This is a genomic window from Bdellovibrio sp. ZAP7, from assembly GCF_006874645.1.
Classification (GTDB): domain Bacteria; phylum Bdellovibrionota; class Bdellovibrionia; order Bdellovibrionales; family Bdellovibrionaceae; genus Bdellovibrio.
Genome location: NZ_CP030082.1, coordinates 3,564,170 through 3,590,951 on the forward strand (window position 1 = coordinate 3,564,170; position 26,782 = coordinate 3,590,951).

The following is a 26,782-nucleotide window of genomic DNA, read 5'->3' on the forward strand; positions in this document are numbered from 1 at the left end:
CGTCCGAACCTCGCAGGCTCATACCATGTGAACTTGCGAGGCCCTGTGCGTAAAGGTTGCTCTAACAACCTTGCATGAAGGCCATTCTATTTTTACTTTGTCTGATTTATTCCCACGTTGCATTCGCCGTCCCTACTGAAATCGTTCTTTCATTAGGTGAATCCAGCAGCCTAAATATTCACACTCGTTCATCCGTATGGATTCAAGATCGCGCGATTCTAAAAGCCGAAGCGCTCGGATCACGCTTAAACATCAAGGGTGTTGGCGAGGGAATGACCAATGTAAGAGTTGACGGCAATCTTTATCGCATTCAAGTGGTTCACCCCGGAAAACGAGCGGCTCTTTCAGATTTGAAAAAACAGCTCACGAAATTTATCGGGCTGAATGTCGAAGTTGGTGAAGGCGATTTATTGGTCACGGGCCGCCTGTATCGCCTGCAGGATTGGGTTCGCTTGGCTGAATCGTTGAAAGTTTCAGGCATCACATATCAAATGCGTGCAACAATGTCCCCGTCCCTGCAAAATGAAAGTCAGCAACATCTCAGTGACCTGTTGAATAAAGCGAAAATCCCTCCGCAAACTATTATCTTTGTGCCAGCACCCGAAATTCGAGTGGCGGGAAATGATCTGGCTTTACGTAAATACCAAAAATTGCTGCAACCCTATGGGATTTCCATCGTCAAAGACCAAACCAGTCTCGATATCGCACCCACGGTGAAAGTGCAGATCACTGTTGCCGAAGTCATTCACTCCAACGCCATGAAGTATGGTATCAAATGGCCCCAGGAATATTCCGCAACCGTATTACCCAAAGACGGAAATGTTTGGGGCGAAGCCGTCTTTACCGCACAAGCATTTGAGGAAAAAGGCTTCGGGAAAATCTTGGCCAGTCCCAATATCATTTGTCGCAGTGGCAGCGAGGCTGAATTCCTGGCTGGCGGAGAGTTCCCAATCAAAATCATGAATTATGAAGTTCAAGATATCGTGTGGAAAAGGTATGGGATCTTGCTGCGAGTGAAGCCGCGGGCGGACTCTGCCGGCAGAATCAGCCTTTCCATTGAAACGGAAGTGTCTACCTTGGATCAAGCCCGTGCTGTTGATGGTGTCCCCGGAGTTTTAACCAATCGGGTTTCCAGTCACTTTGATTTGACCCGTCCACAGACCATTGCGCTTTCAGGTCTGTTAAAAAATGATGACGGAAACAGCTCAAGCGGTCTGCCAATACTTTCTAGAATTCCCATCCTAGGCCCGCTGTTTTCCAGTAAAGACTTTCGGGAAAACAAGTCAGAGCTTGTGATCTTTGTTCGCCCCTCCATCATGAACGAAAATGAAAACAACGGTGAAGGCCGCCCCCACCACCTGGGCGAGATTCGAAATAATATATGATCAATCTTCTTAAGCAGCATTATCTGGATCTTCAGAGTGCCATTCAAAGTCTGCCCTTAAATGAGTTGCTGCTCTCCCCGGATGAAGAAACCCAGCTGCGTTCGCAAAAAATTGACCAATTGATTCAGCAGGAAACCACCTTGCTGGATGCAGCAATCGGCGAAAGACTTCGCGCGGAGTTTTATTCCTGGGGACCTCTCTGCAGTTTGATGGAGGACGAAACAGTTACGGAAATTATAGTGAACGGTCCGGATAAAATCTGGTTCGAAAAAAATGGAACACTGACAGAACATCAGGACCGATTCTTATCTGAAATCAGTTTTCGCAATTGCATCGAACGGATGTCCCAGGCGGCGAAATGCTTTATCACCGTTGAACATCCCTCCGCGGATAGCAGTTTTGGTGACTTTCGTTTAAGTCTGATCGGAGCCGACCTCACGCAGTCGCACGCACATCTTTCCCTCCGTCGCCACCCGAAAAATCCTTGGACATTCGAGAAATTGAAATCCCATCAGTGGTGTGGAGATAGTGAAGTGTCGTTTTTTAAACAGCTGATTCAAGAACGAAAGAACTTCCTGGTTATTGGCTCCACAGGATCCGGAAAAACATCGGTCTTGAATTCACTATTAGATTTGTTGCCTAAAAATGAGCGCGTGGTGGTCATCGAAGACACTTCAGAAATTGCTCTTTCAAATGGCGCCAGTATGAAACTGCATACCAGAGAAGATCCTCAAGGCATTTTGCCTAACATAGATCAAACTCAACTGGTGAAGCGTTCGTTGCGACTAAGGCCAGATCGATTGGTGATGGGTGAAGTGCGTGGATCTGAAGCAAAAGATTTCTTAATGGCGTTGGCGACAGGGCATGCGGGAAGCTTTGGAACGCTTCATGCGCAAGATCCCCAACAGGCATTGATTCGCCTGGAAATGTTGATCCAAATGGGTGCACCCCAATGGAATCTGATAGCAATTCGTCGTCTGATTCAGCTCTCGCTCGACTACATTCTGGTTGCCGGTCGAGAGCCATCAGGTTTAAGAATTTTTAAAGGGGCTTATCGCCTGTGTTCTCTTGAGGACCACGGCTTCCTGGTTGAGCCATTGGACCTGACTTCGTCGGGAAGAACTCTTGAGCGTCTTTGACGTTGTTCAATGCTTCCTCTGAACGAGTTGTTTCCGCGTTTTCACGAGCGATGGACTTCGGATTTGTAAAGAAAGCTTTGTTCAAGTCTTCGATAACTTTCTTTTTGCTCATCTCAGGAGTTTTATAACTGATCGGAGCTTCGGGCTCCGGCAACGCTCCTGACTGGCGCATTTCTTCCAACTGTTTGCTCAATTGAATTCGGTCACCCAAGGAATTTTTTCCTTCGGGACGACCAAATGCGGGAGCACCTGGGCGCGCCGGTTGGGATGCTGACACATCCGTCGCTCGGGTTCTTGCGCTTGAAGGAAGGATTCCGCTGATCTTATCCATACCACACCTCCGTGTGTGTTAAAGAAAACCATCCATGGTTTCCCTTATACTTCGTATCGGATTAAGACGTCTCAGCTTGAGACCTGCAATGAATTTCTGGACCTAGGTCACAGTTTAACTAAGAAAGGGGGTAGAAGTTCCAAGGACTTGCCGGATGACCCAGCAATCTTTCGCAGATTTTCTTAACCAAGGGATCTTCACTGCCCGACCAAAATGTTCGGCCAATCAGGAAGCTTTGGGAAAACTCCATCCAGTCGTGAAATTTGTCATTGGCAATCGGCGCCATTTTAAGAATTTCAGCCCAGGCCTCGTTGTCATTTAAATATCCCGCAACAAAACTCAAGCGCGCCAGGTGAACGAAACGAGCCGCATCCCAGGCAAGGATGCCATGCTGACCTAAAAACCTATGTGTTCTTTGAAACCATTGAGCAAGTTTACGAATGTCCTCATCGGAAATCTGCGCCGGCTTATCTTCGCTGAAATCAAAGGTAAAGACCTGTTTGAATTTTTCCAGCGTGTGATGATCCAAGTTTCCATCCGCAGGTACGATACCACGCAAGACATTGAACTTTACGCGATGACCCTGTTGGCGAATGTCCTCCAGATTCTTAAGAGCATCTTCACGACTTTTAACTCCCCAATAATCCTGCAGAATTTCGATACAATCCGCTTTGATTTCATCGCCCCAGTTCATATCCAGGCGAAAGAAGTACTCGCCCACCTCTTCCAGAACCTGCTCTTTGACGTCCTCCGCCAATTCCTGACCTTCCACCAAATCGGAACCAATGATTTCGTACAAATCGTCCAAAAGAAAGTTTTCTTCAATAAAAACAGCACCCATGCACATCATGTTTTTTTCTAAGGTTGTTTCGGGCAAAACTCTTTGCATGAAGTAACTCCTGTGGAAGATCTGTCTCTTATTCAATTACGTTTCTTTGTCATTTTCAATGTGATAAATATGAGACCATGTTGAAGAAGCTGATCATGGGCGCGATTGCCCTCTTTTTTATATTTGTCGGCTCGATGATTATTCTCATCGGATATACGGTCTATAATCCGAATTCGATCTTCACTGCTTTCAATAAAGTCACCAGACACTTTGCCGCCGGCGAAGATCATAAGGAACAAGAAGAATACTTCCTGCAGGGAATCCGAACCATCCAGATGCGCAGCGACCGAATGCCAATTCATGTGCGAACATACAATGGTTCCACATTGAAAGTTTTGGTCGAGGGCAAAGCTCCCCGTTTTGAAAAAGGTCCATTTATCAGCCAGATCACAGAGCCAGGACAGTTGAATCTAGAACTGCATGATCCGATGTCGACACATTGGATTCATTTGAATATCAATGGCGAAGAGTACACCGAAGAATCCGACTCAAAGCTTGAGGCTTCCGTTTATCTTCCGGAAAAATACGCGGGCACACTGCAATTGCAATCGCAAAGCGGAGATATTGAATTTGTCGTCGATAAAAATCAAATTTTTGAATTTGAATTGAAATCAGAGATCGGCAAGATCGATAATCGCGCTCAGATGAATCCTGCAGCGGCCACATCTTTAGACCAAGTGGCTAAGATTCACATCCTAACCACTTCTGGAAACATCACAGTCACTAACTAGAGAAGGCTATTAAGCCTCGCTCTCTTTCGCTGTTACACCCTTAGCTTTATCAGCCAAAGTTTTCTCTGCCAAAGCACTCAAACGAACACCAACTTCTGCCAGCTGATCGTTTTTCACTTCACTTGGGCAGTCTGCCATCAAGTCAGTTGCTTTCGCCGTTTTCGGGAATGCAATCACTTCACGGATAGCGTCTGTTTCACAAAGTAGCATCACCAAACGGTCCAAGCCCCAAGCGATACCACCGTGTGGAGGTGTTCCGTATTTCAAAGCTTCCAAGAAGAATCCAAATTTGTGTTCAGTTTCTTCTTTGCTCATGCCCAACAAACGGAACATCGCCTGTTGAATTTCGTTACGATAGATACGGATAGATCCGCCACCCATTTCGTATCCGTTACAAACAAGGTCGTACGCTTTCGCCAGGATCTTGCCATAAGCCGCTTCGTTCGTACCCAACAAGTCGTCAAAAGACTCATCCTTAGGTGAAGTGAACGGATGGTGACGAGCCACCCAGCGTTTTTCATCTGGAGAGTACTCAAGAAGTGGGAAGTCCACCACCCACAAGAATTTATAAGTTTTAGTGTCGATCAAATTCAATTCTTTACCCAAGTGCAGACGCAATGTCGAAAGAGCCGCACATGCGATATCGAATTCATCGCCAACGATCAATGCACAGTCGCCTTTTTGTGCGCCTGTCGCCATAAAGATCTCAGAAAGTTTTTCTGGCGAAAAGAATTTAGAAACTGGAGAGCTCAATGTGCCATCTGCTTCAGATTTGATCCATACCAAACCTTTTGCACCCGCACGTTTCGCCATATCCGTAAGTTTATCAAATTGACCGCGAGAGTATGCGCCACCTTTAGGAACGGCGATGCCACGAACGATACCTTCACGAGCCAAAACATCGTCGAATACTTTAAAGCCAGAACCCGTCACTATGGATTTCAAATCTTTGATCTCCATACCGAAACGCGTGTCAGGTTTATCGATACCATAACGGTCCATCGCATCCTGGTAAGTCATGCGAGGGATTTCGCCCACATCGATACCTTTGATCTCTTTCCAGATCGTGCGAAGCATTCTTTCATTCATTGCCATGATGTCTTCTTGGTCAATGAATGACATCTCCATATCGATTTGTGAAAACTCAGGCTGGCGATCCGCACGCAAATCTTCGTCACGGAAGCAACGGGCGATTTGGAAGTAACGGTCATAACCACCGATCATCAAAAGCTGTTTCAAAGTTTGCGGAGACTGTGGCAACGCATAAAAAGTCCCTTGATTCACACGTGAGGGAACCAAATAGTCACGCGCACCTTCTGGAGTCGATTTGTAAAGAATCGGAGTTTCCACTTCCAGGAAGCCGTTATCAGATAAGAAGCGACGAACCACTTGAGCCACCTTATGACGAGTGATCAAGTGAGATTGCAAACGCTCTGTGCGCAAATCCAAATAACGATATTTCAAACGCAGCATTTCGTTCACGTTGTTATCGCCCGCTTGGAACGGAGGAACTGCAGACTCATTCAAGATTTCACAGCGAGTCGCTTCGATTTCCACTTCACCCGTTTTGATTTTAGTATTTTTCATACCATCTGGGCGCGCACGAACGATACCTTCAACCGCGATAACGAATTCGCCACGAAGATTTTTTGAAGCTGACGTTTCAGATTTGTTTGGATCAAGAACTACTTGCACGATACCTTCACGATCGCGCAAATCAATGAACACCAAGTTCCCGTGATCGCGTCGCACATCGACCCAACCCATCACAACAACTTTTTGCCCAACATTAGCTGCAGTCATTTTACCGCAATAATCAGTTCTCTTAAGATCCTTAACAAATTTCATGGATAACCCTTATCAAAAAGGAAAGAATGCCCAGAATCACCCCAAGCATTCAAAAATACTCTCATTTCCCCCAAAAAAGGTCAAAACCCAACGCACCCACTCTTCTCAAAATATCGAACGAAGACCATTGGGACCTGAAGACGATCGTATTTTGAATAAACACTCGACGAGGAGGGGAAGCGTTAAGGCTGAGGACCTTATCGCGAGTTCCACAGCGAGCCCAAAGCCTAGGTAAAATCACAAATCCACTCGAGCGAGGACTGTCCGAAGCGAGAAGGTCCTCAGCCTTAACGCTTCCCCTCCGCCGCCACGAAGCGATATACTCAAAAAACAGAACGTTTGAAAGGAACCTAAGAATGCCCAAGTTCACGATTAATCACGATTCCAGCCAACCTGCCCCTGAAGCCTATAAGAAAATTAAAGAATTTTTGGCAAATGACCTTGATATTCGTAAATTCGATCCCAAATTGAAGTGCGATTTCACGGATGGAACGATGAGTTGCAAGCTTAACGGCTCTCAATTCAAAGCGGACATGAGTGTTGCCGCTGCGGGCAATGGCAGTAAGGTATCAGTTGTGGTGGATCTACCATTGATGCTGACTCCGTTCAAGGGTAAGGTTCAGGAAACTTTGGAGCGTAAGCTTGCTAAGTATCTGGCTTAATTCCTGGGCTAATTTATCCCGCTAATTGTTCGATTTCGAAAAAGGGACTATGGCAAAAACCAAGGCAAAAACTTCTCCCGAGAAGGACAAAAAGGTAACGGCGGCTTCCAAAGAAGCCAGCCCGGCAAAACCTGCGCCTAAAAAAGCCCCTGCCAAAAAAACTTCAAAAGAAAAAGTCGAACCCAAAAAAGTTGTCGCGGAAATCGTTGAGGACGAATCGACGGATTCTATGGAACACGCAGAAGCTGATAAAGCTTACGCTGTTCCTTCTTCTCATGACGAGGACATTGAAGAGTTCGCAGAGCCTGAAGAATCTCCCAAACTTCCGAGTATCGATAGCTCCAAGGCTCTCGCATCCAGCGATCCTTTGGTGATGTATTTGAACGAGATCCGTAAATACAAAGTTTTGACCAAAGAAGAAGAGATCGCTCTAGCAAAAAAATATTTTGAAACCAAAGATCCCGAGGCAGCTCAAGCCCTGGTGAAATCGAATTTGCGCTTTGTCGTCAAAGTCGCAGCTGAGTATTCTAAATTTGGTGCGAAGATGATCGACTTGATTCAAGAAGGCAACGTGGGACTAATGCACGCCGTACGCGAGTTCAATCCCTACAAAGGTGCCCGCTTAATCACTTACGCCGTCTGGTGGATCAAAGGTTATATTCAAGAGTATTTGATGCGTCAGTATTCCATGGTGCGCATTGGGACGACTCAGAACCAAAGAAAACTTTTCTATCAGCTGCAAAAAGAAAAAAATGCGTTGGACGCCATGGGTGTTGAACCCACAACGGCTTTGATCAGCTCCCGCCTGGGAATTCCTGAAGACGAAGTTCGCGACATGGCGATGCGTATGTCAGGGCGTGATGTCAGTTTGGATAAACCTGTGGACGATGACTCCGGCACCAGCTTGGGTGATCTGCAAAAAGGTATCAGCGATCAACCGTTGGATGAGCAACTGGCGCGTGAAGAACAACTGGAAATTCTAAAACAGAAAATCGAAGAAATTCGCCCCGAACTTTCTGACCGAGAGAAGATCATTCTGGATGAGCGTATTCTGAATGACGAACCCCTGACTTTGCAGGAGATCGGTGAAAAATACGGCATCACGCGTGAGGCTGTTCGTCAGATGGAAGCGCGCTTGATGAAGAAGATCAAAGCCAAAATGGAAGACGAAGAGTAGCAACTAAAACTTCCATTCCAAGCTAGTCATGGCTTTCATTTTGTTAGCCGCCTGACCGGTGAAATCATCGACCGCCACATGGCTGATCAATTTACATTTCATTTTTTTGATTGGTTCTGCCCAACCCACCTGCATCTCGTGATCCTTCAAATTGCCGCTTAGCTTTTCATAGCCGTCTCCTTTTAACTCGACCGCGGCTTCTGCTGCCGTGGCTTGGAAAATTAAAAAGAAACCCAATAAGACCGTTATGATTTGTATTGCTGTTCTCATGGATTTAATACTACAGGAGGGTGACTGAAATCACTCACTCACATTCAAGCTGTTTCAAGACAAACTCCAAGTTCCTTGCACAAGAAAAATCTGTTAGCCCTTTTGCTCTCACAAATCTACTCGAATTGTGCAGGAACCTCTGATCCTTGAACCTCTCCATCTGGACGATCAGGTTGAACTCTTAGCGCTCCGTCAGTCGACGGTTGGCAATCTCGACTGTGGTTCTCCAGTCTCGCCAGATCATTCATTTTCGTCATCCGTGATTGATCGGGACAAGGCAGAATGCCAGGTTGTTTGAACAAGCTGGAAGGTCGGCGTGTGGTTGTTAACGATTGTTCGGCCGATCCATCATCACTCATCAACGTGTCTGAACGTGATGTCGATGGTGCTGCAAAAGCGATGGAAGATACAGATAAGATCAAAGTTGCCAGAAGTACCTTTAGAATTCTCATAATGGCCTCCCTGTTCATATACGAATGGTAGCACATCTCTAAAAAGAATTCCGGGACCTGTCGTTTGTCAGTCCAGAAACTAAAACGCCATGGGGTAGCCATGGCGTTTTCGGATTTAATTAGGAAAATAAAATCGGTAAACTAAGCGACTTCCAATTCGCCGGCACCGATCGTGGCAGCCAATTTCGCACGAAGGCGAGTAACTGCTTGAGCGTGCAATTGAGAAACGCGGGATTCAGTCACGCGCAATACTTGACCGATCTCTTTCAAGTTCAAATCTTCATAGTAATAAAGAGAAAGAACCAGGCGCTGTCTTTCAGGAAGCTCTTCGATAGCCGTCGCCACAACTTCTTTGATGTTTTTAACATTCAATTGGTTGAAGGGGCTGTTGGTACGAGAACCTTCCAAAATATCCATGATGGATTTTTTGTCTGTATTACTGAAAGTAGTCGCTTGGTCGATTGGCAACAAGCTTACAGGACGAACTTGATTTACCAGATCATGGAATTCATCGATATTGATATTAAGGGCTTTCGCTACCTCTTCATCAGTCGCATTACGGCCCAAATCTGCTTCCAACTGTACCATCGTTCGATCCAGCAATTTTGCTTTATCACGAATAGAACGTGGAACCCAGTCTTGAGCGCGAAGTTCATCCAGAATGGCACCCCGGATACGGAACTCAGCATATGTTTTAAATTTATTATCACGAGTGGAATCGTATTTCTCGATGGCATCCATCAAGCCGATAACACCTGCCGAAATAAGATCATCCAATTCGATGTTAGAGGGAAGTCTAACGGCGATTTTCTGAGCGATAAATTTAATAAGTGGAGCGTACTCTCTAATAAGGTCGTCTTTTTTTGTCGGCGCGAGCTGACGTGGCTCATCCTTGTACTTCTTCAACAATGCCGCATTTTTCCCCATATTTATCCCTCTTGAAGTCTATGTTAGCAAACAGCCCTATGCGCTGAAAGTCCAATTCTGTGGCGGACTAGGATTTGCCCTAAGCGAAACCCACCACTTGATCCCAGAACATCTGCATCCCGCCATTAGCTTCAATTAGCTTGGAGGATTTTTCGATCTGCGCAGAAATTTGACGAATTGCCTTAGATGATTCAGCTCCCACATCGTGTCTCACAATGAGACGTTGCATTTGTGTTGCTTTCCTCAAGACCGAATCGTTTGGAACTGAGCCCCAGTAATCAAGACCAATGTACAGGAATCGATTCACGACATCGTTGAAGCGTTTATAAAGATTCATCCCTTCTTCTTCATCGCGCACCTGATTACAAACGATCGAGAAGTGATTCACTTTGTACTGTTTGTTTAAAACTTTAATAAGTGCATAGGCGTCTGCAAAGCTAGAAGGATCTGGTGTGATCACCACACTTACCGACTGAGCGGCAGAATTCAGGAACAAAACGTTCTCTGCGATCCCCGGAGCGGTATCAATTAACAGGTAATCAAAGCCCATCGGCAACGAACTGATGGCTTCCACCATCGCACGTCTTTCGAAATGATTCAGATTATTAAACTCTACGATTCCGCTGCCACCAGGAATCAAAAAGACATCTTTAGAAACTTCCAAAAGAATGTCTTTCATCTCTTTACGACCGGCGATGATATCGTGAATGCTGCCCTGGCTTTTGGCGCCGAACATGATATCCACGTTCGCCATGCCCAAGTCCCCATCCAAAATCAAAACCTTCTTACCTTTTTGAGCTAGACTCAAAGCAAGGTTGGCCACCAACGTCGTTTTACCAACACCACCCTTGCCGGAAGTAATGCTGATCGTTCTAGTGCGGTATAAATCAAAAGTATTTAAACGGCTCATACAGCTTCAGAATCCTGTTGTTTGAATTTAGTGATATTGAAAATAAGATCCAACAAACGCTCTTTCGTCGCGAACTCAAAGTCTTCTGGAACGCGCGAACCAATACCGAAAGAGTGCAATGGAATATCAAAACGCTTCATAAAGTTGTATATAGTACCGTGCTGAGTGGATTCATCCAGGGATGTAAATACCACATCTTTATAACCTAACACAGAATAGCGACGACCCAATTCGATCGCATCGGCGTCTTTCGTATTAGCCGACATCGTCAAATGGATGTTTGCGTTCAATGCCTGTGGCGGCAAAATGCTGCGCAAAAGACCGATCTCTTCATTGTTTTTAAGGCTTAGACCCGCAAAGTCCACCAACACGCAATCAACATTCGCCAAATAGCGCATTAGATTATGCCAGTCATTTTGATTGCGAATCACAGAGAATGGAACATTCAGGATTTGCGCATAGATCTTCATTTGATCAGCAGCACCCACTTTGAATGTGTCTGTGGTGAAAATTGCAACTTTCTTGCGCTCACGAACCACCATGTGGCTCGCCATTTTAATTAATGCTGAAGTTTTACCGCTGCCTGCAGGACCCACGAAGCAGTGAATCTTCCCTGCTGTGGGATTTTGGGCGATCTTGATAGCGTCCAAAACACGGCGGGCAACAAACGCTTCTACCAAAGCTTTATTTTTGATTTTCAAAGGTGGCAATGTTTCTTGAGTCTGAGTCAAGATATCAGCCGCGATCTCTGGAGCCATTCCTGAACGAGTCAATTTTTCAAAAATAGAACTTAAATCGTAAGAAATGCCGAAATCAGCTCCTGGGTGAGCACCCACGAAGGATTGTGGCATTTGTTGAAACTGAGTGATCACCTGACGCAAGTTTGCGATCTCGCTTTTCAAAGCGATGACTTCTGGTGACTCACCTGCAGGTTTAGCTGGTGCTGGAGCGGCCGCCGGCTTTACGGATGCCGCCGCCTTTTTAGGTGCAAAATTTTGTTCTTGCTCTTGGAAAGCATGCAAAGCGCGTTGTGCTGCGTTTTTAACTCTTTCCTCAGACATTTTCTGCTGACGAGCATATTCATTTTCATCTTCGATATCGATATAACGACGTTGCGTGATTTGCGCAGGCGGCTGGCTTTTTTGCACATGCTTTTCCACCATTTTGGTGATCAGCTCTTTTTGCTGACGAGCGGTGCTAGCCTGGAATCTTTGACGATCCTGCTCACGCAATTTGGATTCTGCGAATTTCTTTTTTTGCAAAGTCTCTTCGGAGACAGCGGCAGTGATTTCCACACTTCCTTCGCCAACCAAGCCGAAGCTTTTGTTGTTGTCACGGGCAGAGAGGATGATGGCATCAGGCCCCAGCTGGGTCTTAACCATCTCCAGAGCTTCCTTCATAGTACGTGCTTCAAATTTCTTAACCTGCATGGCTCATCTCCACAAGGGCAACCGATTGAACATCCGCATCTGACGTCAATTCATTGTGCGAAAGCACAACCAACTGAGGGATAAAACGCGAAGTCAGTTTATAAATATGACGACGGGAAGTCGGGCTGGTCAGCAGAATCGGCTGACTTGCCACTTCCGGATGGTTTTCCACCGCACGCGCGATCTCATTGATCAAGCGATGTGCTGTATTTGGATCCATCACCAACTGCACACCCTGCTCTGTTTGCAACAAAGAGTTCGCGATCAATTCCTCGATCACCGGGTGCAAGGTCATCACAGGGATGTTGCCTTGATCAGTTGTGTACTTTGCAGTGATACCGCGAGCCAGAGACCTACGGACACTTTCTGTAAGGACTTCAATATCTTTTGTGCGCGGAGCTTCGTCTGCCAAGGTCTCAAAGATCGTAAGCAAGTTACGAATCGATACTTGTTCTTTAAGAAGTCCCTGCATAACGCGAACAACAGAACCCAAGGACATAAGATCCGGAATAAGCTCTTCAACGACTTTAGGATGAGATTTCTTAAAGTTTTCAACCAAAGATGCTGCTTCCTGACGACCCAACAATTCATGAGCATGAGAGCGAATGATTTCAGTCAAGTGAGTGGCCATAACCGTTGGCAAGTCCACCACTGTATAACCCGCGATTTCAGCGTCTTCTTTGCGGTTTGGAGAAATCCAAAGAGCATCAAGACCGAATGCAGGTTCTTTTGTTTTAATGCCGTCGATAGGATCAGAAACATTTCCTGGATCCATGGCAAGCATCGCTTCAGGACGAAGAGTCCCACCGCCCACACGGTTGCCTTTGATCATCACGCGGTATTCACCTGGCGCCAACTGCAAGTTGTCGCGGATATGAATACTTGGAACCACGATCCCCAGATCCAACGCAAATTGCTTACGGATGCTGACGATACGCTCAAGCAAGTCACCAGATTGGTCCGACTCGACGATACTGATCAAGCCATAACCAACTTCCAATTCCACCATGTCGACTGGAAGCATGCTTTCGATATTTTCTTTTTTCGGAGCAATCGCTTGAGTTTCCAAAGCTTTCTTTTCTGCTGCCACAGTCTCGGCTTTGTATTTTTTGATAACCCAGGAAACTCCACACATCAATCCACCCATCATTAAGAATGGAACTGTTGGAAGACCTGGGATGATACCCATAAGGATCAGTACACCACCAGAAATCATAACGGCACGAGGGTTGACCAAAAGTTGGCTTGTAACCTCAGCACCCATGTCTTTATCTGAGTTTGAAGTACGAGTAACTATCGTACCGGCAGCAGTTGAAATGATAAGTGCCGGAATCTGCGCAAGCAAACCGTCACCGATCGTCAACATCGTGTAGTACTTGGCAGCCGTGCCCACATCCAAACCTTTTTGGATCACACCAATCGCCAAACCACCCAGGATATTGATCAAAGTAATAATGATACCCGCGATCGCGTCACCACGAACGAACTTGGAGGCACCGTCCATCGCACCGTAAAAGTCAGCTTCTTGTTCAATCTGACGACGGCGTTTACGAGCGTCAGCTTCAGTGATGTGACCCGCGTTCAATTCCGCGTCGATCGACATCTGCTTACCTGGCATCGCATCCAAGGTGAAACGGGCAGCAACTTCGGCTACGCGCCCAGAACCCTTGGTGATTACCATGAAGTTGATGACGATTAAGATCGCAAACATGATAAACCCGATGACGTAGTTGCCACCGACAACGAAGTTTGCGAACGAGGCGATAACATCACCGGCCGCTTTTTCACCTTCGTGACCGTGGGTCAAAATCAAACGAGTTGTCGCTACGTTCAGGGACAGACGGAATAACGTCGTCATCAACAGCAGCGATGGGAAAGATGTGAAATCAAGGGCTCTTTGAGTATAGATACTCACAAGCAGGATCAGGATACTGATCGCCAGGGAGAATGTAAGAGAGATATCCAGCATCATTGGAGGCAATGGAATGATCATTACCGCCAGGATTGCCAGGATACCAAACGCAATAAAAAGATCCGTATTCTTAGTATACTTTTCGAATCTCTTTAAAAACTGAAAAACATCTTCCATTATCTTTTCTTCCTACGTAGTCGGTAAACATATGAAAGTACTTCGGCCACTGCGACAAATAGATCCCTGGGAATCACTTGTCCGATCTTCATGGTTTTAAAGATCGTGCGGGCCAATGGTTTATTCTCAACGATCGGAATATTGTGCTCTCTTGCAAGCGCCTTAATATTCTCTGCCACAGAATCCGCACCCATCGCCACCACCTGAGGAGCTGGCAAGTTGTCTGAGTATTTCAAAACAACCGCGATATGCGTCGGATTCGTGATCACAACGTCGGCCTTAGGGATGTCAGCCATCATACGCTTAGAGGCCATCTCCCTTTGGATACGACGAATGCGCGATTTGATCATCGGATCACCCTCGCGCTGTTTGTGCTCTTCTTTCACTTCCTGTTTGGTCATCATCATTTTCTTTTCAAGATCCCAACGTTGATAGAAGTAGTCAGCTCCAGCCAGAACCAACATCACTCCACCCACGCCGCCCAAAAGTTTCGCGACGATGCCACCAATGTAAGTGCAGATTTGTTCAATCGAGAAACTCATCAAATACGGAATTTGATGAACTTCGCCACGTAACAAGAAATACAAAACCATACCGATCGCGCCCATTTTCAGGATACCTTTTACGGCTTCCATAACAGCGCGAAGACTCATCACACGTTTCATCCCCTCAACGGGATTCAGCTTGTTAGGATCCGGAGTCAGTGCATCTTCAACTTGCAAGAAACCGATTTGTGCCACAGTGGCAGCAACACCCAACAAACCTGCAATACCCATTACAGGTGCAATAAGAATCAAAGTTTTCTCTCCGTTAATACGAAGAGCTTCAGTGAAGTTCCCGGAACGAATAGTTGAAACCATGTCGGGACCGAAGGAATATTGGAAAAGGTCATAGAAGTTTTTGAAAAAGAAACGACCCAAGGCATAGACGCCACCTGAAGCAGCCAACAACAATATTGCTGTAGCTAGCTCCTTGGACTGCGCAACATTTCCTTGCTTGCGAAATTCTTCCCGTCGGGCATCCGTGGCCGATTCGGTTTTTTCGCTGTCGTTTTCCCCTGACACTTAGTTCCTTCCTAGAACTTCATCTCTCTCTAAAATTCTACAATGCTTTCATCACTTTGAACAGTTGACTGGCCGTGATTTCGACCAGTCCATTCATCTCGGAAACCATCAATGGTAAACAGATGAAAACAACCGTCATACCGATCATAATCGACACCGGCATACTCGTAACCAGGACGTTAATCTGGGGAACTGCTCTACCGAGGATACCCATCGATAAATTCACCAGCAAAATCGTCACCAACACAGGGGCGCACATCTTAATTGTAAGAATAAAAGTAGTTTGACCAAACATCGCCATTTCCGCGAAAGGCCCAACATTCAAACTCAAGGAGCTGACCGGAACCAAAGTATAACTCTCGACAATGGCGCGAATCAGAATATGGTGTCCGTTGATCGCGAGAAAAACCAACGTCCCCAGAGTGGAGTAAAAAGATTCCATCGCATTCCCAGACGTTCCTAGCAATGGATTGTACATCTGCCCGGCAGACAAACCCACGCTCATCGCGATAAGATCCCCCACCATAGAGACAACGAAAAAGAAGATGCGGGTTAAAAAACCCAGCAGCAATCCGACCAAGAGTTCACGGATAGCTAAGGATATGATTTCATTGGAAATCACAAGGTAATCCACGTTACCGATTTTAACGATCGGAAACAAAAGAACGCTTAAAATCAGCGACAATAAAATCTTTACTGGAGCTGGGATATTGCCAGCTCCAAAGAAAGCGGAGGCAATCACAAAAGCCACCATGCGCAGAAAGATCAGCGCGAAAAGGAGGATTTGTGCTTCTGTAAGTGCCGTCCAATTTAACATTCTGCTATTCCCTGACCATGGCCGGAATATTTTCAATTAACGTCGAAGTGTATGTCGTCAAAACGTCCATCATCCACGGCCCGGCTAAAACTACGACCACCGCAACCACGATCATTTTCGGAATGAACGTCAAAGTCGCCTCATTGATCTGAGTCAATGCCTGGAAAATGGAAACAGCCAAACCGACAACCAGCGTGCTGATCAAAAGCGGAGCTGACAACATCGCTGTTGTTCTTAAAGCATCCTGGCCAAGTTTAATTACTAATTCTTCAGTCATTTATTACCTCAACCGAAACTTTTTACCATCGAACCGATCAGCAAACCCCAACCGTCGACAAGTACGAAAAGCATAATTTTAAATGGCAGCGAAATCACAATCGGTGGAAGCATCATCATACCCATCGCCATCAAAACGCTGGAGGCGACGATGTCGATCACCAGGAAAGGCAGGAAGATAATGAAACCGATTTGGAAAGCGGTTTTAAGTTCCGAAACCACAAATGCCGGAACTAAAACCATTGTTGGAACTTCGGCACGTGTCTTAGGTTTTTCAACTTTAGACAGTTTTACAAACAAAGCCAGATCCGCGTCGCGTGTCTGGTTGAACATGAACTTACGCAAAGGAGCCAGGGAGTTTTCGATCGCTGCCTCTTGAGAAATGGTGCCTTTCAAATAAGGCTGAACACCTTTGGTGTTGATTTCATTGAATGCCGGTTGCATCACAAAGAAAGTCAAAAACAAAGACAAACCCACCAACAATTGATTCGGTGGCATTTGTTGAACACCCATCGCTTGTCTTAAAAAAGACAATACGATGATGATACGAGTAAAGCCTGTCATCATGATCAGGATACCCGGTGCCAAAGTCAGCACGGTCATGATCAAAACTAGTTTAATCGCATTTACAACTTCGTTTGGATTGTCAGAAGTTTTGAACCCCAAGTTCACTGTTGGCAATGTCACTTGCGCAAATGCATGTGAACTCGTCAGCAAAATCAGGGGAAGTAGAATCAAACTCCAAAGAGTCAGTTTCTTAAAATTCACTGAAAATTCCTCATGCCTTTCAAACGTTTTGAAACGATATCTTTGATTCCGCTAATGGCGAATTCATCGTCCGCGTCAGTGTTTGCGGATTCTTTTGCACGACTTTTGAATGAAACACGTTCTTTAGGCTCTGTGCTAAATTGTTGTTCTGCTTCGTCTTCATCAAAAGTCGCCATTGTTTTGCCGAAGCTTTTTGGGGCTTCTTCCGGAACTTCGTCATCCAACAAAGAAAGGGATTTAATCATCGAGATATTATGATCCGTTACCCCGATCAGAATGGACTCGCCCGCAACGCGAACGATAGCCAAACTTTTCTTAGGCCCCAGGTAGTGCTGTTGCAAAACCTTGATCTGCGTTTGATGCTTTCGTTCTTTAGGAACCGAGTACTTGCGCAAAAAGATAAATGCACCGCAAGCCACCGCACCCAAAATAGAAAGCGTCATCAAAATGCGGAACCAGCTAGAGCCTTCGGTTCCGGCATTTTTCTGTTTTTCCAAATTTAGTGGAATTTCAGATTCTTTGCGATTGTCGATTTTCGGCAAATCTTTAGTCGCCACCGCATCAGCAGTTGTTGCCGTCACTGCCGTGTCGGTTGTTGCTTCTGCCGTGACAGCTGCTGGAGCTGCCTCAGAGGTAGGGGCCTCTTTGTCTGCTGCTTGAGCAGATACGGAAATCACAAAAAGAAGAGAAAGAATCCACTTCATTTAAACCTCTTACTTCAGCTGTTCTACGCGTTCAGCCGGAGAAATGATATCAGTCAAACGTACACCGAACTTCTCATTCACCACCACGGCCTCACCGCGTGCGATCAACTTGTCGTTCACGTAAACTTCCATTGGCTCACCAGCCAATTTGTTCAATTCAATAACGCTACCTTGAGTCAGATTTAAAAGCTCACTCACCGGCATTTTTGTACGACCCAACTCCACTGTTACTTTCAATGGAATATCCAGGATCAAATTCAAATTTCTATCTTTAACGATAGAATTACTGTTGGTTTCCTTTTTTGGAGCGGCACTTTCAGATGCCATTCCGGAAGCTTCTGCCATTAACTGATCTGCCAAGTCGTCCAATTTATCGTCTGTCATTTATCCCCCTACTTGATTACCGGACGAGTCACTTGGACAGCCACGGTTCCATGATGTATTCCGTAATAACCTAAAAACTTTTTGATACCTTCAATTTCAACTTCAAACTCGCCCGTGGCATCTTGATCCAAAGGAATGACATCCCCTACTTTCAAGCCCATCATGTCGCGAAGTTTGATCTCGGTTTCACCCAAGTTCACTTTGATTTCCAAATCTGTTTCCAAAAGCTGTTCTTGAATTGTGGAAGTCCACAATTTCTTGTCAGTTTGGTCAGACTCAACTTGGAAACCAGTGGAAAGTTTTTGCTTGATCGGCTCGATTGTCGCATAAGGGATAACGATAGAAACCGTACCCGAAGCGTTTTCAAGCTCAACGTCGAAAGTCGAAGCGATAACTACGTCAGTCGGAGGCACGATACCTACGAACTGGGGATTCACTTCCGTACGAACAAAAGAACAACCGATTTTTTCAACAGAAGCCCAGGCTGTTTCAAGGTCGTTAATAGCAAGACCCACGACTTTTTGTACGATCTGAAGTTCAATCGGAGTAAAATCTTTACCATCGATTTTGGTATAAGGACGGTCAGCACCACCGAAGAAACTGTCCACCAAAGCATAAGCCAGTTTACTTTCGATTACGAAAAGAGCTGAACCACGCAAGTTACCAAAACGCAGAACGCACATGCACGTCGGCATCGGCAAAGTATTGATAAACTCACCGAATTTAAGGAATTCCGTACCAGTCAAAGTGATCGACGCGATTTTGCGCAGAGCCGAAGACAAAGAAACACGGAAAGCTCTCATGAACTTTTCGTAAATAACTTCCAGCTGAGGCAAACGACCGCGGATAATACGGTCCTGGCTGGTTAAGTCGTATGATATAATTTTGCGCTCTTCAACTTTACCATTGCTGCCGCCACCGCCACCACCTTGGCCATCATCTGACTTTGGTGAATCCGAAGAGGCAACATCCCCGTCGGAAACCGCGGCTAAAAGCGCATCAACTTCACTCTGTGAAAGAACCTGATTCATAGCCCTGCCTTAGTTGTATAAGAACTCAGTAAAGAGCACGTTCGAAATCTTCCCTTGAACCAGGAAGGAGTTAATCGTGTCTTTGATTTCATTTTTCAAGCTGTCACGACCCTCACGAGTCGAAACCTCTTCATATGTTTTAGAAGAAAGAATAATGATAATGATGTCGCGAATTTGCGCTTTACGCTTGTCGATTTCTTCCGCAGCTTTTTCGCCTTTCAGCTCAAGCTCGATATTGACCTTGGCGACACGACGACCTTTGGAACCTGCAAGATTTACGATGAATGTTTCAAGTGGAACGACTTTACCGACCAACTCTTTTTCTTCAGCTTCTTCTTTATGTTGAGCTTCAGCTTCACCTTTAATTACATGTTCGATTTTAGGCTCGGCTGCTTCTTTCTGCTTGTTCTTATAAAGCATGAAGCCCACGCCTGCGACGATGAGCATATTGATCACTGCTAGAGCGATAAGAAGTATAGGCTTTTGTCCTGAACCGCCAGACGGAGCTGCTTCAGCTGCCGCCGCTTTTTCTTCTGCCATTCATCCTCCATGATGAACGACCACAGATGGGAGTGGTCTCATGGAAATTGTAAGCAACTGGAATGCCAACACGCCTTCGGTCTAGGCCCCTGTCCTGCGGTCTAACATATTTGATTACAGGCAATTTTTGCCCCTGGGGAAAATGTTTCCCTACAAAATTTTTATGACGGTAGTCAAAAGTTTGGCGAAGTAAAGTTGACTGTGTCTCTTGTCAGGCCCCGACCTAGGTCAATAGTGAGAACCTTCTGACAGGTTCATAATAGAAGAGGGTCCACGCATAAAAAAGGAGATCTTTATGGATAACCAAAATCAAACCGTGGGAGGCCTTCAAAGCAAATTCGGAGAAATGTCCTCCGCACTAAAAGCTCAGTTCTCAAACTTGAATCTTTCTGATGCTCAAATCAAAGACGCCTTAAAAAGTCCCGATGATTTGATTAATATGATCTGCGAAAAAACCGGCATGTCCAAAGAAGCCGCCACAGAAAAAGTTCATTCATTGATGGCCCAATACAACATCACCGATGAACAAGCTAAAAGCTTTATGGCTCGCTGGGGTGAAAAAGTCGAACATGGCATTGAAACCATCAAATCGAAATTCACCCATTAGTCAGGAAAGACTTTCTTAAATGGATTTATCCTAACCATCTGGTTAGGATAAATCCATGACAGCACTGAAACAACGCCTTCTAAATTACTATGAAAAAAATGAAACCAAAGTGGACATCGCCTTTTTCCCGGGCGGATTTATCTTTGACGTTCTGACTCTTTCAGACATCGATGATCCGTTAAGCATAGTGCAACAGGTGGTCTATCTTGGAGTCATTGGCGTGATTCTTTTCTATGACTTCTTAAACACTCACAACTTAGTCACAATTTCTCCCCGTGTTTCAAAATACTGGGAGTATCGAAATCTGGCCGTGCACTTCCTATTAGGAAGCTTGCTGAGTGTATATTCGTTATTCTTCCTGAAGAGTGCCTCGATCTTTTCATCGATCGTCTTTGTCGTTTTAATGATGGGTATCATGGTGGCAAACGAACTTAAAAGTGTTCAGAAGGCCGCTGTCGATTTGAAAGTCGCCTTGTACGTGATATGCCTGTTTGCATTCTTTTCAATGACCATTCCGGTGCTATTGGGATTTGTGGGAGTAACAACGTTCCTGTTGTCCATTGCACTAACAGCGGCAGTTATTTATAGTGCGTTTGTATTACTGACAAAAAAAATTCAAAACAAAAAACTGCTGCTAAGAACTTTAGCCGTTCCTGGCTTTGGCGTTTTGGGAATGTTTCTGATTTTGTATTTCATCGGCTGGATTCCACCGGTGCCACTGTCAGTTCAGAACATGGGTATCTATCACAACATTGAAAAATCAGAGGGAAATTATCTCTTGTCCCACGAAAACCCCTCCTGGAGATTCTGGAAAACTGGAGATCAGGAATTTTTAGCAGAGCCTGGAGATAAAATTTATTTCTTTGCGCAGATCTACTCCCCGGCACGATTCAGTGATTCCGTTATTGTGCATTGGTATTACAAAGATCCGCGCCAGGGTTGGATCAGCACCGACAAAGTTCCAATGAAAATTTCTGGCGGCAGAAAAAATGGCTTCAGAGGATTCGCGGTCAAACAGAACTATGCTGCCGGCGAAGGACGGGTCAGTGTGGAAACCACGGACGGTCGTGAAATCGGTCGTATTTATTTCAATGTGATGAAGAATGAAATGAGCTCAGAGAACCGCACCTTCACGACCGAGATCATGTAGAAAAAACTACGCCAGACTTTTTGAAGATTCGTGGATGATCTCACCGATCGCCACGTTCTCAAGTGAAGATACTGCCACTTCAAAGCGGCCTTCGTCACAAAGGCCGCTGATTCCCGCCGACTCGTATGAATCATTCAAAGTCGCACGTAACTTGGGCAGAAGTCGCTGTTTGAAGCGCTCTGCCAGTTCATCACAAACCTTGCAATCAAGTTCAACCCCAAGATGCCCCTCACGCCCTTCAGCAGTCAGAACCCATTCTCGCACCATCCACGGCGGATCATGTCTGACATGTTGAACATGACCACACTCTAGTTTTGCCACCCAGTGGTTTTCCGAATCCGTAAGATAGCCGACGATTCCTTGATCCATACCGTCCTCGCGATTTTATTCTTAATGGGTTTCAGGGCTGACATGCGGAGCCAAGACGCTTTGCAGTTGTTTTACGATCGCAGCGGGTCCGGCGATGATTGAATTCTTATACGGATTATATTTTTCTCCGCGGTAAGTTTCAACAATCCCACCCGCTTCTTCCACTAACAGAATTCCGGCAGCCGCATCCCAGGGTTGAATATTGCGCTCCCAATATCCATCAAAGACTCCACGTGCAACTTGCGCTAAATCATACGCGGCAGCACCTGGGCGACGCACACCGCGCGCTTTACGAACAACATCGGTGAATATTTTTAATTGCTCAGAAATGACGTGCTCGTGTTCTGCAACGAAACCCGTTGCCAACAAAGCGTCTTCAAGTTTTTCATTTTTAGTAATGGAAAGCTTGCGACCATTCACAAAAGCGCCTTCACCGCGAATCGCTGTATAGGTCTCATTGAGCATCGGCACATCAATTACTGCTAGCTGAATCTGTCCGTTGATTTCCAAACCCAAGCTGATACAAAAAATTGGAAAGCGATGAATGTAATTCGTTGTTCCATCCAATGGATCCAGAATCCAACGCCCGCGCGCCCCTGCGGTTTCCCACTGGACTTTCGCCCCAGCGGCATAAGATTCCTCTCCAAGAAACTCTATGTCAGGAAAATTTTTCTTAAGGTAATCCGAGATGACTCGTTCTGATTCTTTGTCGGCCTCAGACACAAGTCCAGCCTGGAATTTTTGTTCGATATGCTCTAAGTTACCGAAATAATTGAGAAGGACTTCTCTGCCAAGGCTCACAGCCTTGATGGCCGTACCTAAGACCTGCTTCCAATCTGTTGATTTTACGCTGCTTTCCACGATGTACCTCACAAGTCAGGACCGTCAGGTTATTGACCGGTTCCAGGACTTAAAGCTACCATGGATGTAAGGCCAAAGGAAGGGCCCTAAACTTAAGCATTTACGCGGGTTTTAACATTATGAGGATTCAAAAAATGGCAGCGAAATCAGATACGGTTGTAAAACTAGTGATAGTTTTGTTCATCTCTCTTCTTTCTTTTTCGGTGGGCTTGTTCGCCGGTAAGAACTTTAGTGACAACCAACACACGATTTCACAACTTGAGCCGACTAAAACTGCAACTCGTGAAGTAGCTTCTGAGCACGGCGCAACTGCAACTGAGTCTAAATCGGGCGCGATGACTGATGAAGAGATCGCGAAACTTGCTGAAGAGTTCGTAGCTGACGAAAAACCAGTGGCTGCAGGTCACGGTGAAGCAGCAGCCGGTCACGGCGAAGCGACTCCTGCTGCGGGCCATGGCGAAGCCGCTCCAGCACACGGTGCTCCAGCTAAAGCTGAAACTGCAAAACACGTTGAAGCTCCAGCAGCTCACGGTGCTCCAGTAGCAGCGGCAGGTCACGGTGAAAAAGCAGAACCTTCTTCTGTAGCAAAAGATTTAGCAGCGGGCAAAGGTCCACAAACTCGTACCGCTCCTGCTGCTAAACCAACAACTGCTGAATCACGCATTCCTTCTTCATTGCCACAAAATGTAGCGCAATACACTGTTGGTAAATTCACAGTGCAAGTTGCTTCTTACGCTGATGAAGCTGAAGCACAAAAATTTGCTTCTGATTTGAAAACTAAAGGTTACAGCGCTTTCTACGTACCAGCGAATATCAAAGGTAAAACTTGGTTCCGTGTTAGCGTAGGTCAATTCGCAACTTCCAAAGAAGCTGCTTCTTACAGAACTGAACTGATTAGCAAAGCAAAAGTTTCTTCTGCGATCGTTCAAAAAATTACTGAGTAATCTTCCTTACTCGGTCAACTCCGGTAACATCGGAGTGCACCTTTTCAAAACTCGCAAAAAAAACCCTATCTTTTCGAAGATAGGGTTTTTTGTTTTTTAGAGTGGTTTTTCTCAATTTACTTAGCGGGAGTGCCTGTTGAAAAGCGCTCTGTCATCTCTTTTAAATTAAGCTCATCCAGAATCCAATTTAAACGATCTGCTGCACGCTGGCGAGGGCCTTCCTTTTTGGTGGCAATGATCAATTCATTTTTCATGGAGTGTTCGAACCCGACAAGCTCCGTCACGGTGACTTGATAACCATGGGCTTCCAATCGAAGACTGCGCAAAACATTCGTTAGATGACTCCCGAATTCCCGGGTATGAATGGGATGACGCCAAATTTCAGTAAGAGGACTTGCAAGTTGTTTAGCTTTATTTTGGCGAAGGACTTTGGCCATTTCGGCCTGACAGCAGGGAACTAATACGATGTGCTTTGCTTGTTTTTTCAAAGCAAAATCAATGGCGTCATCGGTCGCCGTATCGCAAGCGTGCAGGGCGGTGACCAGACCGATTTTTTCAGGCAAAAGTTTCGATTCAGTTGCCTCCGCCACCAACAAAGGCAGGAAGGACATGTTGGGAAAATCTAACTTTCCTTGGAGTTCGACGGATTTTTTAACAAGCTCATCACGCGTTTCAATGCCGTACACATGACCTTTGCTGGCCAGGTTTTTAAAGAATAAATCATAGATAATAAAACCAAGGTACGACTTGCCAGCACCATGATCAACCAATGTAACATCATCGCCCGATGCTTGAAGGTCTTTCAACAATGGCTCGATGAAATTATACAGGTGATAAACCTGCTTTAATTTTCGGCGACTGTCTTGATTGATTTTTCCATCGCGGGTCAGAATGTGAAGTTCTTTAAGTAACTCAATCGACTGACCGTCGCGCATTTCTTCTAGGGGCTTTTTCATAAAAATCGCTTCTATCTAATTTTGATCGAAAAGTACACTACCATGCGTAGTAAATTCCAGTACGAATAACTCCACCGAACGTGGGATTCGGATCAAGCTCTTGTCCCATCAAACCGCGGCCTTCCGCTGCGGCGATGACACCGAAATACTTTGTAAAATCATAGGAAATATCAGCTCCGGCTGCCAGACCACTTAAAAACTTTCCACCGGTCGTGTCCTTCTGACTCGTACCAGACAAAGTCGTCGTTACGTCTTCTTTGTAAGTTCCCAGACTGCCACCACCGTAAACAGAAACGCGAATGGATTTTTTCTGCAGACGCCACAAATGCCAGCGTCCCCACAACAACATTTCCTCGTGATCGCGCTTGATATTCAACGTGGGATTTCCACTTTCTTCGGTGAACTTGGAATATTCAAACAAAACAGACCAGGCGTTCGTGCGATAGGCAAAACTTAAATTCTGTGGTTTTTGCTCGATATAATTTTCAGCAGAGTCTTTTTCATAGCGAATATCCATCGCCAGTGGATAAAGCTGCAACTGATTCAACGTTGGAACCAGTACAGGACGTTTCATGCGGGTCTCCTGCGGAGAAGCCGCAGAAGGTGCCTGCGGAGAAGCCGTTGCAGATGCAGAACTCGCCGCCGTTTGCGCAAACGCATTCAAGCCGATCAAATAAGACAACAGAACTAAAACTAATTTCATTTCTTAGCCTCTGTCAGGTCATAGCGTTTCGCAGAAGCCACACACGTCTTATCCGTGTTCTCTTCAGTCGAATTCACAACCTCTGCCAGGAATTCACATTCCTTTTTATTCAAGTCTGGAATCACGCTTGCGAGCACAGACAGAAAACGTGTCGGCGGATAGTAACCTTGAGAATCAGTGTCTATGAAATCCTGACGATACACCGGCAATGCAGCCACGATCCATTTCGCAACTTCCTTACGCATCTCTTGATGATCGACGTTACGTGCATCCGCAGCTGTCTCTGTGAAAAGCTTTAACAAGCGAGAATACTGCGTACCCAGGCGGTAAGATTTATCGCGCATATCATCTTCATATTGCGAGCGGTCTCTGTAGTTTACATACGCGGCCGAGAAATCACGGAAGCGCTCTGCCTTCACCAAACTTACCACTTCATAGTCTGCGACATTCAGCGTGCGAAGTCCCTTAAACGCCGGCAAAGACGACGCGATAAAATCAGGGTCGCCGGTATAAACCCAACCCCACACATCCGCCAAACCTTCATTTAAAGCACGGTGGAAGTAACGGTTGTAATAACGCTTCACCAGTTTTTCCGAGATCACCACAGCGCGACCGTGACCTTTTTTAAGTCCACCCTCATCAACGCGAGGATTTACCGCCGCATCTGAAGTTTCCTCTACGATACCAGCTGCTTTCATAAAGCCATTGCGATCATGGATCGAGCCCGTGTCTGTTTGGTTGTTATCACTTGGATCGTCAAAACCCTTCATCACAAGTTTGAAAAACAACGAGTGAAAATGCTCATGAGCCAAGATCCCGCCATTCACAGCGATAGGAAGATTTTCTTTTGTATACGGTACGATCAAAATAGAATCCGTCGTTCCGTCGTAAAGAGCATTGTTCGTAAGACCACTGGATTCACGAACCGCCACGCCGATATCACGCGGCCAGTGATTCACTCCGCCTGCACCCACTTCTTCATCCAGTTTTGCTAGATTTTGCATGTGAGAATAGATCGCCACCAGCTGCTGACTTTGCTCGTTGGCAGGAATGAATTTGCCTTCGGAATTTTTAATGAAGCGGCCTTGAGGAGAAGGGCCATTTAAACGATTGTCCAAAATACGCGGACTGATAAAGAAACGAACGAAACGTCCGGAAACCTCACGCAAGTTATCCAAGCCTGAAAGCTCGATGAATTTCAGCGTGTAACCACTTTTGCTATCATTCACGGGAGATAGAACTTCGACCGAGCCCGAAACTTGGGACGTTTCCTCTTGGCCAGAGCATGCTGTGACAGCCATAGCCAATAAAACGACAGCAGTGATTTTAGGAAGAACGCGCTTCACAAAGTCCTCTCCAGGCACTATA

At 45.7% G+C, this 26,782-nt stretch carries 29 protein-coding genes and 1 pseudogene; 8 read left to right on the forward strand and 22 right to left on the reverse strand.

What is annotated here, in order from left to right; genetic code table 11:
- The first annotated feature begins 74 nt into the window (after positions 1 to 74).
- Positions 75 to 1,385 carry a type II and III secretion system protein gene (locus DOM22_RS17025; protein WP_142701519.1) on the forward strand — a complete coding sequence of 437 codons (1,311 nt, stop codon included), beginning with the start codon at positions 75 to 77 and terminating at the stop codon, positions 1,383 to 1,385.
- On the forward strand, positions 1,382 to 2,524 hold the full coding sequence (locus DOM22_RS17030) for a CpaF family protein (RefSeq protein WP_142701520.1): 1,143 nt from the start codon (positions 1,382 to 1,384) through the stop codon (positions 2,522 to 2,524). Before DOM22_RS17025 ends, DOM22_RS17030 begins: the two co-directional genes overlap by 4 nt.
- On the opposite strand, the gene DOM22_RS17035 is transcribed toward DOM22_RS17030, so the two are convergent.
- Positions 2,427 to 2,855 (reverse strand): hypothetical protein, encoded by a 429-nt coding sequence (locus DOM22_RS17035; protein WP_246845722.1) that lies wholly within the window; start codon positions 2,853 to 2,855, stop codon positions 2,427 to 2,429. The two genes, DOM22_RS17030 and DOM22_RS17035, sit on opposite strands and share 98 nt — an antisense overlap.
- A 118-nt stretch (positions 2,856 to 2,973) precedes the next feature.
- Complete coding sequence (locus DOM22_RS17040) at positions 2,974 to 3,744, reverse strand: DUF1266 domain-containing protein (protein WP_142701521.1); 771 nt, start codon at positions 3,742 to 3,744, stop codon at positions 2,974 to 2,976.
- A gap of 77 nt (positions 3,745 to 3,821) precedes the next feature.
- Here DOM22_RS17040 and DOM22_RS17045 point away from each other — a divergent pair, with 77 nt between their 5' ends.
- Positions 3,822 to 4,475 carry a DUF4097 family beta strand repeat-containing protein gene (locus DOM22_RS17045; RefSeq protein ID WP_142701522.1) on the forward strand — a complete coding sequence of 218 codons (654 nt, stop codon included), beginning with the start codon at positions 3,822 to 3,824 and terminating at the stop codon, positions 4,473 to 4,475.
- Positions 4,476 to 4,484: 9 nt separating this feature from the next.
- Here DOM22_RS17045 and aspS read toward each other — a convergent pair whose 3' ends face one another.
- A complete protein-coding gene (aspS, locus tag DOM22_RS17050) occupies positions 4,485 to 6,323 on the reverse strand; it encodes an aspartate--tRNA ligase (RefSeq protein WP_142701523.1) in 1,839 nt (612 codons plus the stop codon).
- A 356-nt stretch (positions 6,324 to 6,679) separates the two neighbouring features.
- Between aspS and DOM22_RS17055 the strand changes: the two genes are divergently transcribed.
- Both DOM22_RS17055 and DOM22_RS17060 read left to right on the forward strand, forming a co-directional pair.
- Positions 6,680 to 6,985, forward strand: coding sequence for a polyhydroxyalkanoic acid system family protein (locus tag DOM22_RS17055; RefSeq protein WP_142701524.1), 306 nt, complete (start codon positions 6,680 to 6,682; stop codon positions 6,983 to 6,985).
- Between the two features lie 49 nt (positions 6,986 to 7,034).
- Complete coding sequence (locus DOM22_RS17060) at positions 7,035 to 8,162, forward strand: RNA polymerase sigma factor RpoD/SigA (protein ID WP_142701525.1); 1,128 nt, start codon at positions 7,035 to 7,037, stop codon at positions 8,160 to 8,162.
- Between the two features lie 3 nt (positions 8,163 to 8,165).
- Here the strand turns inward: DOM22_RS17060 and DOM22_RS17065 are convergent, their stop codons facing one another.
- The 14 genes and pseudogenes from DOM22_RS17065 to fliL all read right to left on the reverse strand — a co-directional run bounded on the left by DOM22_RS17065 (position 8,166) and on the right by fliL (position 19,824).
- On the reverse strand, positions 8,166 to 8,432 hold the full coding sequence (locus DOM22_RS17065) for a hypothetical protein (protein WP_142701526.1): 267 nt from the start codon (positions 8,430 to 8,432) through the stop codon (positions 8,166 to 8,168).
- 116 nt (positions 8,433 to 8,548) lie between these two features.
- Positions 8,549 to 8,884 (reverse strand): hypothetical protein, encoded by a 336-nt coding sequence (locus DOM22_RS17070; protein WP_142701527.1) that lies wholly within the window; start codon positions 8,882 to 8,884, stop codon positions 8,549 to 8,551.
- Positions 8,885 to 9,025: 141 nt separating this feature from the next.
- A complete protein-coding gene (locus tag DOM22_RS17075) occupies positions 9,026 to 9,811 on the reverse strand; it encodes a FliA/WhiG family RNA polymerase sigma factor (RefSeq protein WP_142701528.1) in 786 nt (261 codons plus the stop codon).
- A 79-nt stretch (positions 9,812 to 9,890) separates the two neighbouring features.
- Positions 9,891 to 10,721, reverse strand: a complete 831-nt coding sequence (locus DOM22_RS17080) for a MinD/ParA family protein (RefSeq protein WP_142701529.1) — start codon at positions 10,719 to 10,721, stop codon at positions 9,891 to 9,893.
- Positions 10,718 to 12,151: a flagellar biosynthesis protein FlhF gene (flhF, locus tag DOM22_RS17085; protein WP_142701530.1), complete on the reverse strand. Its 1,434-nt coding sequence runs from the start codon at positions 12,149 to 12,151 to the stop codon at positions 10,718 to 10,720. Before flhF ends, DOM22_RS17080 begins: the two co-directional genes overlap by 4 nt.
- Positions 12,141 to 14,240 carry a flagellar biosynthesis protein FlhA gene (flhA, locus tag DOM22_RS17090; protein ID WP_142701531.1) on the reverse strand — a complete coding sequence of 700 codons (2,100 nt, stop codon included), beginning with the start codon at positions 14,238 to 14,240 and terminating at the stop codon, positions 12,141 to 12,143. The genes flhF and flhA overlap by 11 nt, the downstream gene beginning before the upstream one ends.
- On the reverse strand, positions 14,240 to 15,304 hold the full coding sequence (gene flhB / locus DOM22_RS17095; protein WP_142701532.1) for a flagellar biosynthesis protein FlhB: 1,065 nt from the start codon (positions 15,302 to 15,304) through the stop codon (positions 14,240 to 14,242). Before flhB ends, flhA begins: the two co-directional genes overlap by 1 nt.
- Before the next feature lie 37 nt (positions 15,305 to 15,341).
- Entirely contained in the window at positions 15,342 to 16,121 is a 780-nt protein-coding gene (gene fliR / locus DOM22_RS17100) for a flagellar biosynthetic protein FliR (RefSeq protein WP_142701533.1), read from the reverse strand.
- A gap of 4 nt (positions 16,122 to 16,125) precedes the next feature.
- Positions 16,126 to 16,398: a flagellar biosynthesis protein FliQ gene (fliQ, locus tag DOM22_RS17105; protein ID WP_142701534.1), complete on the reverse strand. Its 273-nt coding sequence runs from the start codon at positions 16,396 to 16,398 to the stop codon at positions 16,126 to 16,128.
- An 8-nt stretch (positions 16,399 to 16,406) separates the two neighbouring features.
- Complete coding sequence (gene fliP, locus DOM22_RS17110; RefSeq protein ID WP_142701535.1) at positions 16,407 to 17,165, reverse strand: flagellar type III secretion system pore protein FliP; 759 nt, start codon at positions 17,163 to 17,165, stop codon at positions 16,407 to 16,409.
- The gene (gene fliO / locus DOM22_RS17115) at positions 17,162 to 17,869 is read right to left on the reverse strand and encodes a flagellar biosynthetic protein FliO (protein ID WP_142701536.1); all 708 of its coding nucleotides are present in this window, start codon (positions 17,867 to 17,869) and stop codon (positions 17,162 to 17,164) included. The genes fliP and fliO overlap by 4 nt, the downstream gene beginning before the upstream one ends.
- A gap of 9 nt (positions 17,870 to 17,878) precedes the next feature.
- Positions 17,879 to 18,130: pseudogene (fliN, locus tag DOM22_RS17120) on the reverse strand (flagellar motor switch protein FliN); the annotation flags it as partial.
- 131 nt (positions 18,131 to 18,261) lie between these two features.
- Positions 18,262 to 19,284 carry a flagellar motor switch protein FliM gene (gene fliM, locus DOM22_RS17125; RefSeq protein WP_142701538.1) on the reverse strand — a complete coding sequence of 341 codons (1,023 nt, stop codon included), beginning with the start codon at positions 19,282 to 19,284 and terminating at the stop codon, positions 18,262 to 18,264.
- A gap of 9 nt (positions 19,285 to 19,293) precedes the next feature.
- Positions 19,294 to 19,824 (reverse strand): flagellar basal body-associated protein FliL, encoded by a 531-nt coding sequence (fliL, locus tag DOM22_RS17130; RefSeq protein WP_142701539.1) that lies wholly within the window; start codon positions 19,822 to 19,824, stop codon positions 19,294 to 19,296.
- A 295-nt stretch (positions 19,825 to 20,119) separates the two neighbouring features.
- Between fliL and DOM22_RS17135 the strand changes: the two genes are divergently transcribed.
- Positions 20,120 to 20,431, forward strand: a complete 312-nt coding sequence (locus tag DOM22_RS17135) for a hypothetical protein (protein WP_142701540.1) — start codon at positions 20,120 to 20,122, stop codon at positions 20,429 to 20,431.
- 55 nt (positions 20,432 to 20,486) lie between these two features.
- Positions 20,487 to 21,581 (forward strand): DUF2914 domain-containing protein, encoded by a 1,095-nt coding sequence (locus DOM22_RS17140; RefSeq protein WP_142701541.1) that lies wholly within the window; start codon positions 20,487 to 20,489, stop codon positions 21,579 to 21,581.
- Between the two features lie 6 nt (positions 21,582 to 21,587).
- Here DOM22_RS17140 and DOM22_RS17145 read toward each other — a convergent pair whose 3' ends face one another.
- The gene (locus DOM22_RS17145) at positions 21,588 to 21,950 is read right to left on the reverse strand and encodes a DUF3565 domain-containing protein (protein WP_142701542.1); all 363 of its coding nucleotides are present in this window, start codon (positions 21,948 to 21,950) and stop codon (positions 21,588 to 21,590) included.
- A gap of 21 nt (positions 21,951 to 21,971) precedes the next feature.
- Positions 21,972 to 22,811, reverse strand: coding sequence for an inositol monophosphatase family protein (locus DOM22_RS17150; protein ID WP_142701543.1), 840 nt, complete (start codon positions 22,809 to 22,811; stop codon positions 21,972 to 21,974).
- A 134-nt stretch (positions 22,812 to 22,945) separates the two neighbouring features.
- On the opposite strand from DOM22_RS17150, the gene DOM22_RS17155 reads away from it, so the two are divergent.
- Positions 22,946 to 23,755 (forward strand): SPOR domain-containing protein, encoded by an 810-nt coding sequence (locus tag DOM22_RS17155; RefSeq protein ID WP_246845723.1) that lies wholly within the window; start codon positions 22,946 to 22,948, stop codon positions 23,753 to 23,755.
- A gap of 116 nt (positions 23,756 to 23,871) precedes the next feature.
- On the opposite strand, the gene DOM22_RS17160 is transcribed toward DOM22_RS17155, so the two are convergent.
- From DOM22_RS17160 to DOM22_RS17170, 3 genes are read right to left on the reverse strand one after another with little or no spacing between them, the layout of a single operon-like run.
- Positions 23,872 to 24,711: an SAM-dependent methyltransferase gene (locus DOM22_RS17160; RefSeq protein WP_142701545.1), complete on the reverse strand. Its 840-nt coding sequence runs from the start codon at positions 24,709 to 24,711 to the stop codon at positions 23,872 to 23,874.
- A gap of 37 nt (positions 24,712 to 24,748) precedes the next feature.
- On the reverse strand, positions 24,749 to 25,414 hold the full coding sequence (locus tag DOM22_RS17165; protein ID WP_142701546.1) for a hypothetical protein: 666 nt from the start codon (positions 25,412 to 25,414) through the stop codon (positions 24,749 to 24,751).
- Positions 25,411 to 26,760 (reverse strand): hypothetical protein, encoded by a 1,350-nt coding sequence (locus DOM22_RS17170; RefSeq protein ID WP_142701547.1) that lies wholly within the window; start codon positions 26,758 to 26,760, stop codon positions 25,411 to 25,413. The genes DOM22_RS17165 and DOM22_RS17170 overlap by 4 nt, the downstream gene beginning before the upstream one ends.
- Positions 26,761 to 26,782: the final 22 nt, after the last annotated feature.